The 19,902-nt window shown below is 62.5% G+C and carries 12 protein-coding genes; 4 read left to right on the top strand and 8 right to left on the bottom strand.

The features are described 5' to 3' along the window. The first annotated feature begins 257 nt into the window (after positions 1–257). On the top strand, positions 258–944 hold the full coding sequence (locus J2129_RS08285; protein ID WP_209630417.1) for a TIGR00266 family protein: 687 nt from the start codon (positions 258–260) through the stop codon (positions 942–944). Between the two features lie 535 nt (positions 945–1,479). Here J2129_RS08285 and J2129_RS08290 read toward each other — a convergent pair. From J2129_RS08290 to J2129_RS08350, 5 genes are all read right to left on the bottom strand, one after another. After that, positions 1,480–1,680, bottom strand: coding sequence for a hypothetical protein (locus J2129_RS08290; RefSeq protein ID WP_209630418.1), 201 nt, complete (start codon positions 1,678–1,680; stop codon positions 1,480–1,482). Between the two features lie 39 nt (positions 1,681–1,719). Then, entirely contained in the window at positions 1,720–8,250 is a 6,531-nt protein-coding gene (locus tag J2129_RS13055; RefSeq protein WP_348632313.1) for a PKD domain-containing protein, read from the bottom strand. Between the two features lie 1,269 nt (positions 8,251–9,519). Next, entirely contained in the window at positions 9,520–10,377 is an 858-nt protein-coding gene (thiL, locus tag J2129_RS08340) for a thiamine-phosphate kinase (RefSeq protein WP_209630419.1), read from the bottom strand. Next, complete coding sequence (locus tag J2129_RS08345; RefSeq protein ID WP_209630420.1) at positions 10,370–12,340, bottom strand: DUF460 domain-containing protein; 1,971 nt, start codon at positions 12,338–12,340, stop codon at positions 10,370–10,372. Before J2129_RS08345 ends, thiL begins: the two co-directional genes overlap by 8 nt. Next, positions 12,337–13,194 (bottom strand): RIO1 family regulatory kinase/ATPase, encoded by an 858-nt coding sequence (locus tag J2129_RS08350; RefSeq protein WP_209630421.1) that lies wholly within the window; start codon positions 13,192–13,194, stop codon positions 12,337–12,339. Before J2129_RS08350 ends, J2129_RS08345 begins: the two co-directional genes overlap by 4 nt. Before the next feature lie 26 nt (positions 13,195–13,220). Here J2129_RS08350 and J2129_RS08355 point away from each other — a divergent pair, with 26 nt between their 5' ends. Both J2129_RS08355 and J2129_RS08360 read left to right on the top strand, forming a co-directional pair. After that, the gene (locus J2129_RS08355) at positions 13,221–14,141 is read left to right on the top strand and encodes a TIGR00269 family protein (protein ID WP_348632314.1); all 921 of its coding nucleotides are present in this window, start codon (positions 13,221–13,223) and stop codon (positions 14,139–14,141) included. A 108-nt stretch (positions 14,142–14,249) separates the two neighbouring features. Then, on the top strand, positions 14,250–14,996 hold the full coding sequence (locus J2129_RS08360) for an NAD+ synthase (protein WP_209630422.1): 747 nt from the start codon (positions 14,250–14,252) through the stop codon (positions 14,994–14,996). Here J2129_RS08360 and J2129_RS08365 read toward each other — a convergent pair. Then, positions 14,932–15,687 (bottom strand): glucose-6-phosphate isomerase family protein, encoded by a 756-nt coding sequence (locus J2129_RS08365; RefSeq protein WP_209630423.1) that lies wholly within the window; start codon positions 15,685–15,687, stop codon positions 14,932–14,934. The two genes, J2129_RS08360 and J2129_RS08365, sit on opposite strands and share 65 nt — an antisense overlap. Next, positions 15,687–16,985 (bottom strand): COG1361 S-layer family protein, encoded by a 1,299-nt coding sequence (locus tag J2129_RS08370; protein WP_209630424.1) that lies wholly within the window; start codon positions 16,983–16,985, stop codon positions 15,687–15,689. Before J2129_RS08370 ends, J2129_RS08365 begins: the two co-directional genes overlap by 1 nt. Before the next feature lie 65 nt (positions 16,986–17,050). Here J2129_RS08370 and J2129_RS08375 point away from each other — a divergent pair, with 65 nt between their 5' ends. Continuing rightward, the gene (locus tag J2129_RS08375; protein ID WP_209630425.1) at positions 17,051–17,857 is read left to right on the top strand and encodes a TrmB family transcriptional regulator; all 807 of its coding nucleotides are present in this window, start codon (positions 17,051–17,053) and stop codon (positions 17,855–17,857) included. A 587-nt stretch (positions 17,858–18,444) separates the two neighbouring features. On the opposite strand, the gene J2129_RS08380 is transcribed toward J2129_RS08375, so the two are convergent. Further along, entirely contained in the window at positions 18,445–19,191 is a 747-nt protein-coding gene (locus J2129_RS08380) for a DUF128 domain-containing protein (protein ID WP_209630426.1), read from the bottom strand. Between the last annotated feature and the right edge of the window lie 711 nt (positions 19,192–19,902).

Genomic DNA, 19,902 nt, shown 5'->3' on the forward strand with positions numbered 1-19,902 from the left:
AACCCCCATATATTAGGATCCAAAAATACCCTCGCCCGCCAGGTTTCCCGCCGCCCCCCTCGGGCTTCACCCCGCCGGGAACTCTGTCCCCACCAGGAAATAGACTCATTGTCGCCGTAGAATCGAATGGCAGCATACCCGATGCCAGACTATCCCCGGTCCCCCGGAGAGGAGACTCCAGCAGGGGCGCCGCCCGGCACCCCCTCCCGGGCCAGAGATCTCATAAGGAAATACTGCCAGACTGATAGCGATCTCAGATGAAGTATGACATACTCGGAGACAACCTCCAGATGGTGAAGGTGACCCTGGCCGCAGGCGAAGAGATCAATGCCGAGGCCGGCGCCATGGTGAACATGAGCGGGAACATGCAGATGGAGACCCACATGAAAGGCGGGCTCCTCGGCGGACTCAAGCGTGTCCTCTCCAGTGAGACCCTCTTTCTCACCGAGTTCACCCCCCAGGGAGGCGAAGGGTTCGTCTCCTTTGCCGGGAACGTGCCTGGCCGGATCTTCCCGGTGGACGTGAACGACAAGGAGTTCATCGCCCAGAAAGATTCCTATCTCTGCTCTGAGACCGGGGTGAACCTCGACATCGCCCTCACCAAAAAGATCAGGTCAGGGTTCTTCGGCGGCGAGGGCTTCATCCTCCAGCACTTCTCAGGCGACGGCAGGGTCTTCCTCCACTGCTGCGGGGACATCATCAAGATAGACCTTGCCCCTGGCGAGACGATCAGGGCCGAGACCGGGCTGGTGGTCGGGTTCGACTCGACGGTCGACTACTCGATCGAACGTGCCGGCGGGGTCAAGACCATGCTCTTCGGCGGCGAAGGCCTTTTCCTCACCACGCTCACCGGGCCTGGGACGGTCGTGCTCCAGTCGATGGACATCGCCAAACTTGCCGGGTCGCTCATCCCCTATCTCCCTGTCCAGACCTCTGGGAACTAAATCTCTTTTTTTGGTGTGGGAACGTGGCTCTCGGAAATCTTCTAACTTTTCGATTGCTCGGAGATCAGTTCTGTAAAATCTGGTATGAACCCCCGGCTCACGCATACGGGATGAAAATGTCTTGTCACGTGGTCTCTCTTTTTCAAGACTGAAGAGCAGCAGGTGAGGACCGTGTTCACTCGCCGCCCCCGCCTCTCTTCGTCGTGGGGGGTTCCGGGGGGTGCACCCCCCGGCGCGAGACTGCGGTGAAGACTCTACGATCTGGGGCGGCACACCCGATCATCACGCCTTCCCACACCTTCACGCCAGGAGCGCTGCCCCCGGGTCGAAGAGAGAGTTTAGAATTTCAGGAAGAAAGCACTTCAGTTCGAGGAGATCTTCAACCCTGGAGAACTTTGGGATATGTTCATCCTGAAAAGAAGAGTGCCACACCTGAATATACCCTAACGCGGAGGGGGAGCGTTGACGAGCATAAGAATAGACATTTTTTCCGCGTCAAAAAAAACGCGGAAGATATGAACGGCCAGGTGGCCCTTCACGACTCCTGATCGGCCCCCCACCCCATCCGGTCCAGGAGAGTGGTAAGGAGGAGGTCGACGGCCATGATCACGCCCGCCGTCACGGCGAAGATGACGACCGGGTCGGGCCAGACCGACCCGGCATACCGGCCGGCAAGAAGTCCGGTCATTGCGGCGATGAAGAGGACCACGATACTCTGGTAGTGCGAACGATCCATTCAGAAAAGATGTGGGGGAGAGGAGGAAATATCTTCCTCTCACTTGCGTCGGGCTGCGACAGCAACGCCCGCAGCGGCGAAGGCCGCACACCACCAGGGCAGGGGGGTCTGTGTCGGGGTGGTGGGCGTCGGGGGAGCGGGCGTGACCGGGGGCGTGGTCACGGGTTCGGCCGGGGTCAGGGTCGGGGCGGGGGTCGAGGATTCATCGACCCCGATCGCGAAGAGCGAGAACCCCGAACTCTCGGCAACGAAGGAGTAGCGGTGGTCGTTCTCGCCAACCATGCGGGTCGGGAGGGCGTGCCATGCATCGTCGTGGTAGCGGTACAGCACCACGCTCTCGGGCCCGGCGCCCTGTGCTTCGAGCCACGCCTTCGTGACCGTGAAGTCGAGGTCGGCGCCGGCAAGGGCATCGTCGGTGGTGTGGTAGAGCGTCACTTCGTCGTATTCGTAGACCGACTCGGCCGGGGCCTCGATGCGGTTCGGCTTCGCGGTCGGTTCGATGGTGACCAGGAGGTCGGAGACCGCCTCTGAGGTCGTCACTTCCACCTCGCGGATGGCAGAATCGCGGACCTCGAAGGAGGCGTGCCCGCCGGCGGGGAGATGGCTGACTGTGCCGGCCGACGCAGGCGAGCGACCGCCGCTGGACGGGGGCGCCGTGAGGGTGACCGTCCTGCTGGTGGTGCTCGTCTCATAGGCGTTCTCGGCGGTCAGGGTGACATTGTAGGTCCCGAACTTTTCATAGGTGTGGACAGGGTGCTCTTCGGTCGAGGTGGCGCCGTCACCGAACGCCCAGTGCCAGGCGGTCACGTGCCCGCTCGAAGTGTCGGTGAAGGCGACCGTCCTGAGGTCGCCGCCGACGCCGTTTTTGCTCTTGAAATCCGCAACCGGCGGCGAGAACACCGTCACCGTCGACGTCGTCGTGTCAAAGCCGTAGACATTGCTCGCGTTCAGTTCAACCGTGTAGGTGCCGGGCGTGACGTACTCGTGCGAGGGATTCTGTGCAGTCGAGACGTTGCCGTCACCGAAGTTCCATGCCCACGAGGTCACGTCACCGGTCGAGGCATCGGTGAACGCCACCGTCAGCGGGGCATTGCCCTCGGCCGCACTCTGCGTGAAGTTCGCCTTCGGCGCCGGGAGGATCGTCACCGTCGACGTCGTCGTCTCGAACCCGTAGGCATTGCTCGCGTTCAACTCGATGGTGTAGGTGCCGGGCGTGACGTACTCGTGCGAGGGGTTCTCTTCAGTCGAGACACTCCCGTCGCCGAAGTTCCATGCCCATGCAGACACGTCACCGGTCGAGGCGTCGGTGAACGCCACGTTCAGCGGGGCATTGCCTTCGGCCGTGCTCTGCGTGAAGTCTGCAGACGGCGAGGTGAGCACTGTCACCGTCGAGGTCGTCGTCTCGAACCCGTAGGCGTTGCTCGCGTTCAGTTCAACCGTGTAGGTGCCGGGCGTGACATACTCGTGCGAGGGATTCTCTTCAGTCGAGACACCGCCGTCGCCGAAGTCCCATGCCCATGCAGACACGTCACCGGTCGAGGCGTCGGTGAAGGTAACGGTCAGCGGGGCGTTCCCTTCTTCAGCACTCTGCGTGAAGTTTGCCTCTGGGGCGGCGTGCACCACAACCTCCTGTGTTGTGATATCGAACCCGTAGACATTGCTCGCGTTCAACTCAACCGTGTAAGTGCCGGACGTCTCGAAGGTGTGAGCGGCAGCCGACCCGGTCATCACCATCTCCCCGGTATCGTCGCCGAAGTCGACGAGACGCCGGGTAATATCGCCGGTCGAAGTATCGGTGAGGAGCACACTCAGCGGAGTATTGCCCTCTGAGACGTTCAGGTCGAAACCTGCCGCCGGCGGGGTAAGCACCGTCACCGTCGAAGTCATCGTCTCGAACCCGTAGACATTGCTCGCGTTCAGTTCAACCGTGTAGGTGCCGGGCGTCACGTACTCGTGCGAGGGATTCTCTTCAGTCGAGACACCGCCGTCGCCGAAGTCCCACTGCCACGAGGTCACGTCACCGGTCGAGGCATCGGTGAACGCCACCGTCAGCGGGGCATTGCCCTCGGCCGCACTCTGCGTGAAGTTCGCCTTCGGCGCCGGGAGGATCGTCACCGTCGACGTCGTCGTCTCGAACCCGTAGGCATTGCTCGCGTTCAGTTCAACCGTGTAGGTGCCGGGCGTGACATACTCGTGCGAGGGGTTCTGTGCGGTCGAGACACTCCCGTCGCCGAAGTTCCATGCCCATGCAGACACGTCACCGGTCGAGGCGTCGGTGAACGCCACGTTCAGCGGGGCATTGCCTTCGGCCGTGCTCTGCGTGAAGTCTGCAGACGGCGGGGTGAGCACTGTCACCGTCGAGGTCGTCGTCTCGAACCCGTAGGCGTTGCTCGCGTTCAGTTCAACCGTGTAGGTGCCGGGCGTGACATACTCGTGCGAGGGATTCTCTTCAGTCGAGACGTTGCCGTCGCCGAAGTCCCATGCCCATGCAGACACGTCACCGGTCGAGGCGTCGGTGAACGCAACCGTCAGCGGGGCATTGCCCTCGGCCGCACTCTGCGTGAAGTTTGCCTTCGGCGCCGGGAGCACCACGATCTCCAGCGTCGCCTCGTCGAAGGCGTAGGGGTTGCTGGCGTTGAGGGTGACCGTGTAGGTGCCGGGGTGCTCGAAGGTGTGCGAGAGCGCCGCATCAGCGGAGGTCGTGCCGTCGTCGGCGAACGTCCAGAGACGCTCGAAGACGCACCCGGTCGAGTCGTCGGTGAACGCCACCGTCAGCGGGGCGTTGCCCTCGATGAGGTCGGCGGAGATGACGGCCGCCGGCAGGTCGAGGGCGGTGACTGTCTTCGTTGTCGTGTCGCTCCCGAACTCGTTCGTGACCGTCAGGCTCACCTGGTGGGTGCCGTTGGTCGTGAAGGTGTGGGCGGGGGCGGCCTGGTCGGAGGTGGCGTCCCCGAAGTCCCAGGAATAGGTGCGGGGGTTGACCCCCGAAGAGGCGTCGGCGAACTGCACCTCGAGCGGGGTGCTGCCGCCGGTCGGTGCGACGGTGAAGTTCGCGGTCGGGAAGCAGGTGTGGAGCGGGAGATGATCGATGCATCCCGCCCCGAGGTCGTAACTCTCGTCGCAGATCCCGTCGCCGTCGAGGTCGAGGTGGGTCTCCGAGAACCCGGTGCCCTCGGGGGTCAGCCAGAGGTTGCCGCCGAGGTACGGACCGCCGCGGATATTTTCACCGGCGGTCTGTGTGGTGTTCCAGCGGATATTGGAGAGGTCGGCGCCGGAATCGATTATGACGTTCATCGTGTTGTTGAAGCGGTTGTTTGCGATGAGAGAGCCTGTTGTGGTACTCTCGACATACAGTCCGGTACCAGTTCCGGTGATGGTGCTGTTGGCGAGCGTGATAGTATCGACAGAGGAGAGGCGGACCCCATAGCCCCCGCCCCTCACCGTGACATTCTCGACGATGAGAGAGTCCGTATCCGCCAGGAAGACTCCCTCGTTTATGGCTCCAACGATGGTGTTGTCCCTCAGGACGGTGGTCTGGCCGGTGCAATCCATGACCTCGATACCACTGGGGGTGTTGGAGAGGGTGTTGGCGACGATCACAGAGCCCTGGCACCCGCTCAGGAGTCTAATGCCTGCAAAATCACTGTCCTGGACGGTGTTCCCGGAGATGATGCAGTCGGGGCAATCCGCGAGTGTGATCCCGATAGATCCGCTCCCGCTCAACTGGTTGTCCAGGATCCGGCACTGGCCTGACCCGGAGAGGTCGATGCCAATGTATGTAATAGTGTCATCCAGTGTGCACCCCTCCACGGTGCAGTTCGGCGCCGATTCGATATAGATCCCGTATGTGCCGCCGGAGACCGTGCACCCCCGCACCACGGCGTCGATGACCCAACTGGCATCGATGGCCCTGGAACCCGCAGCCCCGTTCACGGCGAGGCCCTCGATTGTTGCACCATCGGCGATGATCGTGATCCCGCCGTTCACCGTCGCGCCCGCCTCGCCCTTGAGGGTGAGGCGTTTGTTCACCGTCACAGTCTCGTCATAGGTGCCGGCCGGGACGAGGACGACGTCGCCCTCCGAGGCGGCGTTCACCGCACCCTGGATGGAGAAGGGGGCGACGTCGAGCGTGCGGGTCGTGGTGTTTGTCCCGAACTTGTTCTCCACCGTCAGGGTCGCCTGGTGGGTGCCCGCGGTCGCGTAGGTGCGGGTGACGTTCCGGGTGGTCACGGTCTCCCCGTCGAAGGTCCATGTCCATGAGGTGGGGTCGCCCACCGAGGTGTCGTTGAAGGAGACCGGCACGCCGACCATCGCACTCGACGGCGTGACGCTGAAGTTTGCCGACGGCCCGCCGTTCTGGAGCGGGAGATAGTCGGTGCCGACGATGGTACCCTCTTTATTCGTGATCGCATACTCCTCGTCGCAGATCCCGTCGAGGTCGAGGTCGGCATGGGTCTCTGAGAACCCGGTACCCCCGGGGGTCAGCCAGAGGTTGCCGCCGAGGTACGGACCGCCGCGGATGTTTGTGCCCTCGGTCTTCGTCGTGTTCCAGCGGACATTGGAGAGGTCGACGCCGGAATCGATCCTGACGTTATTTGTGTTGTTGAAGCGGTTGTTTGCGATGAGCGCCTGATCCAGGCAGGAACCATATCCAAACTTCAGTCCGAAGCTAGCCCCGGCGATGGTGCTGTTGGTGAGCGTGAGGTCGCTTTTTCCTCCAAGGGAGACGCCCCAGCCATTTGATTTTGCGTGCACCGTGAGATTCTCGATGACGACGGAACCGGGATCAGACAAGTCGATCCCGTTTGTATCGAGGGCGGTGTTGTCCCGCAGGGTGTTTGACGCTCCCGTGCAAAACCGAACACGGAAACCGTAATTCCCGCCTGAGCAGGTGTTGGCAACGATCTCGTTTCCTGAACCGCAGCTGGAGAGGGCAATGTCACTCCCACCACAATCCTCAACGCGATTGCCCGAGACCAGACAGCACGAACACCCAGAACCAACCTCGATCCCGTTGTATCCGCCGGTCACGGTGGTGTCCCTGACCGTGCACCTGCTGACCCCGGAGAGGGTGATGGTCGATTCGCCCGCGACCCCGTTCACGGTGAGGTGCTCGACGGTCGCACCGTCGGCACCGGTGGTGACCTCGATCCGGCCGTTGAGGACCGCACCCTCGCTCCCCCACAGGGTGATGTTTCTGTCCACCGTCACAGTCTCATCATAGGTGCCGGACGGGACGAGGACGACGTCGCCCTCCGAGGCGGCGTCCACCGCACCCTGGATGGTGTAGGGGGCGACGTCGAACGTGCGGCTCGTGGTGTTCGTGCCGAACTCGTTTTTGACCGTCAGGGTCGCCTGGTAGGTGCCCGCCATATCATAGGTGCGGGTGACGTTCCGGGGGGTCTCTGTCTCCCCGTCGAAGGTCCATGTCCACGAGGTGGGGTCGCCCACCGAGGTGTCGTTGAAGGCGATCGGCACGCCGGTCATCGCGCTCGACGGCGTGACGCTGAAGTTTGCCGACGGACCGCCGTTCTGGAGCGGGAGATAGTCGATGCACCCGTTCCCGAGGTCGGAGGCATCGTCGCAGATCCCGTCGAGGTCGAGGTCGGCGTGGGTCTGGGAGAACCCGGTACCCCCGGGAGTCAGCCAGAGGTTGCCGCCGAGGTACGGACCGCCGCCTATATTTTCACCGGCAGTCTGTGTGGTGTTCCAGCGGGTGCCGGTCGTGACGTAACCATCCCGAATACAGACGTTCTGGGTGTTGTTGAAGAGGTTGTTGGCGATGAGGGAGTTCGTCGCGTAAGAGCCGTAGGAAACAAACAGTCCATAACTGGTGAGTCCGGTGAAGGTGCTGTTGGTGAGCGTGATATCCTCGACATCGGTGAGGAAAATACCGTTCTTCCCGTCCCTCGCCGTCACATTCTCGACGATGACAGAGTCCACCTCATCCAGACTGACCGCGACTTTGTGGTCTCCAAGGACGGTGTTGTCTCTCAGGACCGTGGTCGTGCCGGTGCACTTAATGACATAGAGACCACCGTCATTCCCTGAACAGATATTTGACTCAATCACAGCGCCCTGGCACCCACTCTGAATCTGAATCCCTCTATCTTCGCAGCCCTGGACGGTGTTCCCGGAGATAAGACAGTCTGGGGAACCGACAGGGAGAAAGATGCCAAACCCACTATATCCACCCCCACATCTGCTCACCTGGTTGTCCAGGACCCGGGACTGACCTGAGGATTCTAGATGGATGCCGTTATTTTTTACATCACTCACCGTGCACCCTTCCACCGTGCAGTTCGTCGCAGATTGGATATAGATCCCATAAATTCCGCTGGAGACCGTGCACCCCCGCACCACGGCGTCGGCGGCCCCATCAATCTCGATGGCCACGGAATCCGCATCCTGATTCACGATGAAGTTCTCGACCGTTGCACCAGCGGCAGTGATCTCGATCCCGCCGTTGACGATCGCATCCGCCTCACCCCTGAGGGTGAGGCGTTTGTCCACCGTCACGTCCTCGACATAGGTGCCGGCAGTGACGGTGATGATGTCGCCGTCTGTCACCGAAGTGTTCGAGAGCGCCGTGCCGATGGTGGCAAAGTCGCAACCATCGCCCCCGACCGTCCACTCCGCCGCCGCCGCAGGCGGGGAGGCGAGGGCGAGGGCGAGCAGGACGATGCCGACGCAGATGAGAAACGTGTGTCCGGTTATTCGGTCTTTGAATCGGTTGAAAATAATTGGATCATTCGTGATGACTACCTCCTGGAAACAGGAAAAATGACTGATGCAAAAAATATAATCGCCAATCCATATATCCTATTTTCGATCGATACCGCCTACAATAATAAGACAAAATATAGTTTAAATTTCTCTCAAAAGAAAAATTCTGAGAATACGCCCCAATGGAGCCTAGATACAATATATCGATCTGAAACGGGCATATAGAAGAACTGATCATTACCAGTCCATTTTTTTGAAGAGCATATCCCGAAATCCCTGTGGCCTGACCATCGTCCTGAACTGAAGGTTTTCCTTCCGGAGTGCGACGCCCGCTCCTCCAGCGGGGGGGGCGTGCCGCTCCCCGGACCCCCCTCGACGAGGAGAGAGGTGGGGCGGGGCGGCAATGGGGCGGTGGCCCCTGCGGCGTCCTGCTCTGAAGGGGGAGCACGGGTCCACATCCCCTGAAGACTCATGATCATGTTCAATCGCGTATGCGTGACCGGGGGTTCATGCCTGGTTCTACAAAGCCGTGATCTGCGTATCGGTCAGGGAGGCGTCAGGTGGATTCAAATCAGTGAGGTCATCCCGACACTCTCCGGACCTCCTCCACCCTGAAGAGAGCAGCAGAGATGCCGAGGAGATCTTCCCCTCTTCATTGCGGATCCATGCAGTCATGCCTTCCCACATCACCGCACCGGGGGCGAGTGCCGCCCGGCCCACCGGGATGGTGATTGGGGCGGGAAGGCAGAGAACAATCCTTCGCCACTCTTCATCGGCGGGGGGTCGGGGGGGAACCCCCCCCGGTGGAGGAGAGAGCGTAGAATTTCTGGAAGGATGCACTTCAGTTCGAGGAGATGGTCACCCCAAGAGAGTTCTGGAATATTCTCAGTATGAAAACCCGGAGTGACGACCTTCAGGACCGGTCTCATCCTGCATCCTCCCTGCACCCCTCCTACAAGAGGACTGGTCCCGGAGATGAACAGGGGATGACGCAATCGTCATCCCTGGGATTATGCGCGAGAACGAGTTCGAGAGATGTGCCTTCCAGGCCCCATTATAACCCCTGAGTCCTGGGCGAGGAGGGCACACCTGCATCAAGAAAAGACCCTGGCCTCACTCCCACCGGTGCATATACCCTTCCGCCGGGAGGGGCGCCCCGTCGGCCCACACCCCGTGCGCCTCGACGACCCGCCCGACCGCCGTCGCCTCCACCCCGGCCACCGGGAACTTTTCAGGCGGGATGGTGAAGAGGAGTTCGAAGTCGCCCCCGCCCGAGAGGGCGAACGTCCGGGCTTCGGCCTCAGGCACCCCCGCGGGGAGGGGGAGACGGGCCGTCTCCACCGCAAACCCGCACTCGTTCACGCCGAGCATGTCGTGAAGCGACATCGCAAGCCCGTCTGAGATGTCCATCATCGCCGTCGCCCCCGCCGCATTGAGGGCAAGGCCCTCTGCCACCCGCGGCTGCGGGGCGATGAGGCGCTCCCAGTAGTCATCGTAACCCGAGAGCGCCGCCTGCGCCCCGCCCAGGTAGCCGGTGACGCAGACGAGGTCGTCGACGTGTGCACCTTGCCGCCGCACCACCTGCTCAGCCGCACCGAGGCCGGTGGAGACAAGGGTCAGTTCAGTATGGGCGTCGGTGTCCCCGCCGACAAGGTCGGCGCCGTAGGTGCGGCAGCAGCGTGCCGCCCCCTCCGTGATCCCGGCGAGGCGTTCGGGGCGGTCGAGTCCGGAGGCGAGGAGGAGGGCGAGCGGCCGCGCCCCCATCCCCGCGATATCGGAGATGGTCACCGCCGCCGCCATCCACCCGATCTCCTCGTCGGTCATCCCGACCGGGAAGTCAGTCGTCTCATGGAGCATGTCGGTCGAGAGGAGGAGAAGTTCGCCGCCGTGCGGGAGCACCGCACAGTCGTCTGCCGTCGCCCCGCTGGGGAGGACCGCCGAGATGGTCCTGATCAGCCCCCGCTCATCCACGCCGCCGCACCTCCTTCTCGCGCTCGGTCTGATACTCCTTGAAGACCTGGTTGAGCATCGACGCCTTCTTCTCCCGCTCGTGCGCCTCGACCCGTCCGGCCCAGGCCTCCAGGGCCGCGGCCAGACGCTCCTCCTCGACCGTCCCGATCCGGCCCATCAGCCTCAGCCCCACCGTGCCGCCCGGGACCAGCGGAAGCCTCGCGGCCAGCGCCTCGGCGACCAGGTGGGGGTCCTGCCCGTCAAGAGAGTCGCCCGGCACCGCCACCGCCCGCACATGCATGGCGGCCAGGTCCTTCACCACGCTCCGGCCCCACCCGTCGGTCGTCCGCACCGCCACCACGTCCTCCTTCCCGACCCCGAGATCGGCCTCCAGCCCCCGCAGGGCGTCGTGGGTGAGCGAGTCGAGCGCCTTCACCGCCGCCTGCCCCTCGCCGACCTGGAGCTCCTCGACCCGGCGCATCCGCTCGATCCGTTTTTTCAAACTTTTGTTCCTCTTCTCTTCCTTTCGGAGTCGCTTTTTGAGCGCCGCGATCTGGGCGTCCCTCTTCGCGACCTCGGCATCACGCTGGAACGCCTTCGAACGCCCAGAACGCTCGCGCCTGATCTGGCGCTTCAGGCGTGTGATCTCGGCGTCCTTCTCCTCGATCCCCTCTTCGAGCTCCTGCACGAACGCACGCAACCGCTTTGCCGTCCGATCCAGGTGAGCGATCCGCTCGTCGCGCTCGTCCCGCCCGGCCGGTTCCTCAGGCGGTGGGACCACCTTTTTCTCAGGCCGCACCGGCCGCTGCCGCCCGGAAAGGTCGGTGAGCACCGCCTCGATCGAGCGCCCCCGCAGCACCCCGGCCCGCACCTCGTCCAGGTCATAGCCCGGCGGCACCCGCCTGGCGATATTCAGGAACTTGTTCTTGTACGAACGGTAGGCGTCCAGGGCCGCAGAGAGAGCGTCGCGCTCGTGCGGGTTTGCGTACCCCGTCCCGGCCGTCAGGTCGAGCTTCATCTCCACCGACCGGTCCTGCGGCGGGACGTACGCCACCGCATTAAAGGCCCGCCGCACCTTCTCGACAGTGTCAGGCATCGGCGAGACGTCTGAGGCGATGATCAGGGGCTTTCCGACCGAGGTGATATGCTCGATCATCTCGGCCGGCCCCATCTGCCTGGACGAGAAGATCTCCACCACCTCGCCCTCCAGGCTCACCGCCCCGATCCCGGTCGTCGTCCCTGGATCGATCCCCACGATGAGATAGCGCGGCCGGCGCGAGAGGGGTTCGTACCGGATCCGGTCCAGACGCCGCCCCTGCACCCGCACCTGGACGTCGGCGCCCGCGTAGGTCCGCACCGGGATCTCGTCCCGCGGCGCATAGACCAGGAACTGCACCCGCGAGAACCCGCCATAGGCGAGCCGCTCGCTCTTCTCGTACCGCAACCCCGCGGCCACAAGATGCCCCTCCACCTCGCGGGCCCGTTCACGCACCGCCCCGTGCACCTTGCGCACGTAGCGGTTCTGGCTCCACCCTCCCTTGCCTGGCGAACGGTGACGGGAGACCGTGACCTCGGTCGTCTTCTCGAAGGCGACCACCACCGCCCCGCCGCCCAGGTACGCGATCCTCGCCGCCGCCCCGGCCTCGGCAAAGGGGTCGGTCTTCTCGACCAGGATATTGTAGCGCCCTGCCACCTTCTGGAGCGTCTCTTTGCGCTCGCCGCCGGTCACCTGCACCAGCGCCGTCTTCGTCGGCAGGGTCTGCATGAAGCCGACCAGGGCATGCTGGTCCACCGCGAGTTCCTGGACCGAATCGGTGGCCAGGAGATCAGGCTCGTCGCGGGCGATCAGCCTGGAGAGACGGAAGGCGTTCACCTGCGCGGTGGCGACCACCTCGCCGTCCTCCAGGACGACCAGGGCATAGACCGGCCGTTCGGTCCTGGACCGGACCGAACCCCTGATGATGTCGACCCCGAAGACCTTCACCCGACCACCACTCCCACCGCCTCCTCGGTGGGATAGTCTATCCTGTACTTTTTCTTGAAATACTTGAGCACATTCTCGATGTCGCGGCGGAGGATCGCCCCGGCATTCGGGTGGGCGGTCTCGATCCACTGCGGCCAGTCGATGAGCCAGACCTTCTCGCCGTCATGCATGATATTGTATTCAGAGAGATCGGCATGGATGACGCCCTTCGCATAGGCGGTCCTGACATTTTCCAGGACCTCGTCGAGGACCGCCCGCGGGTCTTCCAGGATGCAGCGGTTCAGGTTCACCCCCTGCACCTCTGACATCACCACCACATGGCGGGACCGGTCGACCGGCACCGGGACCGAGACCTCGGGTGAGAGAAGCGTGAGGGCCTCGAACTCCCGCTCGGCCGACCTGGCCGAGGCAAAGATCCAGGGACAGTGGCCGCCTTCAGGCATGTACCCCCGCTCTTTGCGCGCCGTCTGGAAAGAGCGCTGCCCGATATGATGGAACTTCAGGACAACCGGCCCGAGGCCGAGGGCCCCATAGACCTCTGACTCCTTCCCGACCCCGATGAGGGGGCCGAGGGCCGAGACCGACCCTTTCTTGATGAGCGTCTGGAGGGCGATGGTGTCGTAGCCGCCAAAGATCAGGGCATAACCCGGGTACGGGACGGCGTCGTACCTCACCAGGTTCCACTCGATGAGGCGCCCGAGGCGGTACGTCAGTTCTGACTCAGAGAGTCTGGTCGCCCCCTTCAGGATGTCGAAGGGCACCCAGGCGTACCGCTGCATCAGGCGCTCGATGGCATACAGGACATTAAGGTCGTATTTGTGCAGAGCCTTCATCTGCTCGGGAGAAACTGGCATGCGTACTACAGATTATATCAGGGCTGGTGATAAAGTTTGATCAGGTCAGGGCAATGCAGTGTGCAAAGTGCAGGAAGGACGCAGTGATCTGGCAGCGCTACTCAGGGCTCCACCTCTGCAGGGACCACTTCATCGCCGATCTGGAGAAGAAGGCGAAGCGTGAGATCAGAACCCATCGCTGGGTCGAGTCAGGCGACACCATCGCGATCGCCCTCTCAGGCGGAAAAGACTCCGGCGCTCTCCTCCACTTCCTTGCCAGGACCTTTGGCGAACGCCGGGACGTCGACCTCCTCGCCCTCACCGTGGACGAGGGGATCGCCGGCTACCGCGATCCCGGGGTGGCCCGCGAGATCGCCGAGCGCCACGACATCCCCTGGCACTGCGTCTCCTTTGCCGAGATGCTCGGGACCACCACCGACCAGATCGTAACTCAGAAGGGAGACACCCGCTCATGCACCTACTGCGGGGTGCTCCGCCGCCACTGCCTCAACGCCGCCGCCCGCGACCTCGGGGCGACGAAACTTGCCGTCGGGATGAACCTCGACGACGAGGCCCAGTCGGTGCTGATGAATGTCCTGAGAGGGGATGCCACACGACTCCTCAGCAGACAGAGCCCGATGGCCGGGGTCGTCCCGAGGATCAAGCCCTTCGCCATGGTGCCCGAGCGCGAGGTCGCCCTCTACGCCTACCTCACCCTGGCACACTTCGAGGAAGGGGCATGCCCGTATTCCTCCACCGCCCTCAGGGGGGACGTCAGGACGCTTCTCAACGACTATGCCCTCCGCCACCCGGCCGCGAAGTTCGCCCTCAAGAACCTGGGCGAAGAACTTTCAGGGGTCTGCGGCACGACCGGGGAGCGCTTAAAGGTCTGCGAGGTCTGCGGCGAACCCTATGCAGGGGAGCACTGCCGCTCCTGCGAGGTGCTCAGGGAGGCGCGGGGAGAATAGGTGCTGCCTGGGGGCACGCCGCCCCCGGTCACTCCGGAAGGAGTATCAATATCTTCACCCCCATACCCTCGCTCAGAAAATCTCAGACTATGTGCAGGTTGGATATCAATGATCGAAAAGATAGGATGTGTCATGGAATCGGTGGACCAGATGGTCAGGCATGCAGTCTGGAACGCAGGCGCGGACGGGATCGTCGTCGGGATCAGCGGCGGGATCGACTCCGCGGTGGCCGCAGGATTTGCGGCAAGGGCCGTCGGGCCTGAACGGGTGCTCGGGATCGCCCTGCCCGGTGCAGTCACCGACCCCGCCGACCTCGAAGACGCCGGGGCCGTCTGCCGCCACCTCGGGATCGAACTGCGGACGATGTCCATCGACCCGGTGATCGAGGCCTACCGCCACTATCCCGGCCTCACCGAGAGCAAATACGTCCTCGGCAACCTCATGGCCAGGACGCGGATGACCCTCCTCTACGCCGTCGCCAACCAGGAGAACCGCCTGGTCTGCGGGACCTCCAACAGGACCGAGTACCTCCTCGGCTACTCGACCAAACACGGCGACGCCGCCGCCGACATCCAGCCCATCCTCCACCTCTACAAGACCGAGGTCTTCGAGGTGGCACGAGAGATGGGGCTCCCTGAACGGGTCGTCGAGAAACCGCCGTCCGCTGGGCTCTGGGCCGGGCAGACCGACGAAAAAGACCTGGGCGCGACCTACGCCGAGATCGACGCGGCGCTCAGGACACTTGCAGCGAAGGACTGGGAGGCGGAGACCGAGGTCGAAGCCCTGGTCCTCACACGGGTGAGGGCTTCGGCGCATAAGCGGGTCGCCCCGCCGAATCTGTTAAGCACCCGCTGAAACCCTCAGCATATTTTTCCGGTTTATTGAGATAGTCCAGGCACTTTTCTTTCCCGACAAGGGAGTAGAGAGACCGCACCCGGTCGGTGCAGAAGGCCGGCACCGCCGCCGGCACCATCCTGCGGACCGGCGCCGGGTCGGCATAGGTCGGGTTCGGGACCAGGCTACCGTCGGCGAGTTCATAGTACGCCGCACCGTGCCGCCCGATATACTGGGCATAGTCGCTGGAAAACGCCGTCGAGACGATGTTGGCAAGCACCAGATTCTCGTCGCCGGGGTTGATGGTGACATGCCCGTAGCCTGGCGGGATCACCACCACGTCGCCGGCCGAACCGTCGACCAGGACGACATCATCGGCCGCCCAGGTCTGGAGGAGGAAGTGCGCCTCGCCGGCGACGACCTCGTAGACCTCAGGAAACCGCACCCCCACCCGGTTCACCGGGTGAAAGTGCCCCTTCGTCTTGACCAATTCCTGTCCCACCGTGCCTGGCGGGATGACCGTGGCGTCGTACCTGAGAGCATGAACTTCGAGCCACTGCCGGTCTGCATCAGTCTTCGCAAGATCGCGATACATAAAATAGAGAGGACGGCCCGGGTCACTGGCCGCGCCCTCGGGTTCGGCCAGCACCTCCGCCATATCGGCGAGGGTCCTGATATGCGGTGCCGGCAACGGTCCGTCCCAGGGAAACATCACTTCGACTTGCGCGCTCTGACTATATAATACCCGGCACCGATCAGGACCGCAATCCCGGCCGCGATGACGATCGGATTGGACAGGACCGCACCCATCCCCTCGGCCTTCGCCACACCGACGGTCAGTTTCATGGTGTCGGAGATCTGGCTGTTGTCCAGGGCGTCACGGTACCTGACCTCTGAGTCGAGGCCATAGTTCTTCAGCGTCGCTTCCTTGTCGATGGTCACCTTGTAATGGGCGACTGCGCTCTCGCCAGGGGCAAGGTCGCCAAGGAAGGCGGTGTCGTCATTGGAGGTGAACGGGTCGACGGCACTGATCCTGGCCTGGGCATTGTAGGCCGTCGCCAACCCGGTGTTCTTGTAGGTCACGTCGATCGTCGCCTTCTGGCCAGGGTGGACCGTGGACGTCGTCGAGACGATGGCAAAGTCGATCTTGCCGCCGACAGGGACACCGACGACCTCAGTGTCGGAGGTGGCCTTCTCGCCATTGGCCTTCTCGTACTCCACGACCACGTTCAGCGGGTAGGTCTGGGGTTCGGCGTCCTTGGAGGTCGAGACCTTGAAGAGACAGGTCGTCACGTCGCCAGGGTTGAACTCCCCGATATACACGCTCCCGTCGGTCGGGACCAGCGGGCCGTTGGCGTCGGGCACCAGTTTGGCGACGGCGTTCGTCGCATGCTCATCACCGGTGTTTTCCAGGACCAGGGTGAGGTAGCCTTCGGTCCCGACATTGAGGTGCTCGGTCTCCACCCCATTCACCTGGAGGTTGACATCTGAGGTCACCGTGACCGGCAGGGAGATCTTCTCGGTCTTGTCCCGGTAACTGGTCATCAGGATACCAACACCGTTCTTCACGTCTTCCTGGTCATTGGTGAAGACATACTGGTAGGTGAGTTCCAGCGGGAGGTCGTAGGTTCCGGCCTTCGCATTTTTGTCAAACTTCACGACAAAGGTGACCGGTTTGCTCATCCCGCCCGGGATGTCGCCGACCATCTGGGGGTCTGACTTGATCTCGATGGGAGCGTCGCCGGCCTCAAGCCCGATCTTCACCTGTTTGGCCAGGTTCGGGGGGTCCTGGGAGGCAATCTTGTTGGGGTTGACCTCCATGATGGGGTTGGTGCCGCTGTTGGAGACGATGACGGTGACTGGAGTCTCAACGCCAGGAGAGAACTCGTTTGTCCCTGAAATCGCCGCAGACATCTCTGGCTTGCCGTAGAGATACTGGACGCCCGCAAGGGCGGGAACGACAAGCGCCGCCATGAGGAGACTCAGGAGGATGCACTTTCTGATATCCATATGTTCACCTTGTTGTTATTGTTGTAACAACATTTATCCGCAGGCTGATATAAATACATATTGTCATGTCACCACCGCCACAGACGCCCCAGGGGATCACGACCGCCCTCAAGACCCTGGGGTTGACCAAGTACGAGGCGCTCGTCTACGTAGCTCTCCTCAAGGTCACCAGTGCCACCGCGACCGAGATCCACGAGATCTCGGGGGTGCCGCGCGCATCGGTCTACCCGGTCCTCGACCGCCTCCTCCAGAAGAACCTGGTCACCGTATCCCATACCACACCCAAGCGCTTCAATGCCATCCCGCCAGAAGAGGCGATCAACAGTCTCCTGCGCGAGATCGAGGAGAAAGGGGCGTACGCCAAGGTGGTGCTCGGCGAGATCTACGCGGAGCGCTCGAGCATCGAAGGGGGCGACCAGGAACTGATCTGGAATATCCTGGGCGAGGCCAATATCAAGAACAGGATGCGCGACCTCATCGCCCGGGCCGAGAAGCAGGTCGAAGTCATCGGGAGCTGGAGCCTCCTCGAAGACCTCCAGGACGCCTTTGCCTCGGCGGCAAAGAAAGGGGTGAAGGTCGAGGTGATCGCCTCGGCATGGGAGGCCGAGGTCCCCCCTGAGATGACGGTCATCGTCTCGGTCCCTCCGGTCTGGCACGAGAGAAAACGCGGGAGCGAGATGGCGGGCGTGCTCTTTGTAGACGAAGAAAAAGTGATGGTAGCGATGGGCGGAGAGGACGAGGTCCCGACCGCCCTGTACTCCGAGTCAGAGGGGTTCGCACACTTTTTTGCGCGATATGCCGAACTGACCAGGAATTATCTTGCCGGGAAAGGGGTGAAGCAGAAAAATCCTGGCCCGCACCTCTCGGGATGACATGGTGCGACCAGACCTGTGCCTGGAGATTCGCAGGGGCGACAGAGGACGGCACCCCTCTCCGACCCGCCGGCCGGCACGGGCGGGGAGACCGGGCAGGTGTACACAGGATGCCCGGCCTCCCGCGGACGTCTGTTCTGACGTCTATGGCCAATTATATTTCTCCGGATATATGTGGCTTATGAGATCTCATATCTCTCCTCCCGAGAGCGTAAAAGCATTAAAGAACCCCTCTTGAAGGGGATCGCCGCGAAGAGGGGAGATACACATACCCAGGAATTGGGGAGGGCATCTACAGAACCCAGACCTGTAGAATTCGGCACGAACCCTCTGGCTCACGCATATGGGACGAACATTTCTCAGGGCGTGATCCCTCTTTTTTTAGGAGAGGAGAATCAGAGAGGTCCGGTTCAATTCGCCGCCTCGCCCCCTCCACAGGGGTCAGGGGGCAAAAGCCCACGGCGAGAGCATGGGCGACGGGCGGCGAGAAAAACCCATGAAGAAGAGGGGCGAGGTGCGCTTGCGTTACAGAAGAGGGCTTCATCGATCAAGGACCGGCGCCACGCCCGACCCCTCCCGAACATCCCTCAGAGCCGGCTGAAGGGTTCGAGGTCGCCGATCTCGATAAGCCCACGCAGCGAGTTGATCTCGACATGGTAGCCCGCCTCTTTGATCGCGGCCATCACATTGGTCCCGCCGAGGATCGTGATCCCGAAGTACTGCGGTGAACACCCGAACCCGAGGACCGGGGCATTGGGGGCACCGACCTCGAGCACCCCGCCGATCCGGCTGCGTTCCAGATCTTCGAGGATCCCGGCCACCGTCGGTTCGGCCTCCATATGGCACTCCCTGAGGTTGGCAAGGACGCTCCCCCGGCCTTCCTGGATCACGCCCCAGACGTCGGTGATCTCCTGGGAAACCAGGACCTGGAGGGGGTCGATGGTCGTGGCGTCGTAGAGGAGCATATCGGTAAACCGCCTGGGCACCCCCTCCTCGACCTCGACCACCCCGCCGCCGACCGGGTGGAGCGGGACGCCCTGCCTGATCATCACGCCGTCAAAGGTGATCGAGCAGACGGTGCAGATCCCGACCATCCCCTCCGGGACGACGGCCGCAGTGTTCCCTTCGCCCGCGGGCAGGATGCGGGCCAGGTCGCTGGGTGCCAGACCGGCCCTGGCGGCCCGTTTCATGATCGCAAGGACAGGTTCGAGGTCGTCCTCACTGACCAGGGAGAGGTTGTAGATGACAAGCCCTTCGTCCTCGGCGGGGTCGAAGGTCACCCGCATCGCCTCTTCTTCGATAAGGTGGTGGATGAATTTGAGCGGAGTATTCACACCATGATCTCGGTGAGGGGAATACAAAAAAGATTGGTTCCTCTGCAGGTCTCCTGAGCCAGGGAGTCTCCTTTGAGATCCGCCCCTCCATTCCTGAGCAGATGATGCTGATGAGCCCTCGCCTTCTCGCACGACCGCCCAGGGGGAGACCCCACTGGCCCCCCACGATGAGGAGAGGCGAGGAAAGCGACGGAAAAAGGCTCACACCAATCCTCCCATCCTAATATTGGAGATTAAGCGACGAGAAATTTTCATCCCGCATGTGAGGCGACATATCACATCATGCCTGATTTTACAGAGCCTTTATCTCAACAGATGAGATGCACCTGTCAAGTGTCCCCTGGGCGAGAGGGGGATCTTCTGCGAAGGTACTCTGATGTCTTCTTGAGTCGTGCGGTCCCCCACCAATCGTTAAGGTCTTCCCAGAACTCTCCCGCCCTTCTCCTCACCGATGAGAGTGACGGATGAGAATGATGAGATCCCTGCATTTTCATCGCGCCCCCATGCATTCGTCACCTTCCCCCAGGACCACGATTGCACCGGGAAGGCGGAGAAAAAAACCATGAAGGCGGGACACAGTCCCTCGCCACTCTTCATCAGCGGGGGGTCCGGGGGGCGGCACGCCTGGACCAGAATCTCCCGACACCATCGTTCCTCCAGGCCCACAGGCGAGACCGATGGAAAACTTGTTCTATAGACAGTGTCACATTA

The organism is Methanofollis sp. W23, assembly GCF_017875325.1.
Lineage (GTDB): Archaea > Halobacteriota > Methanomicrobia > Methanomicrobiales > Methanofollaceae > Methanofollis.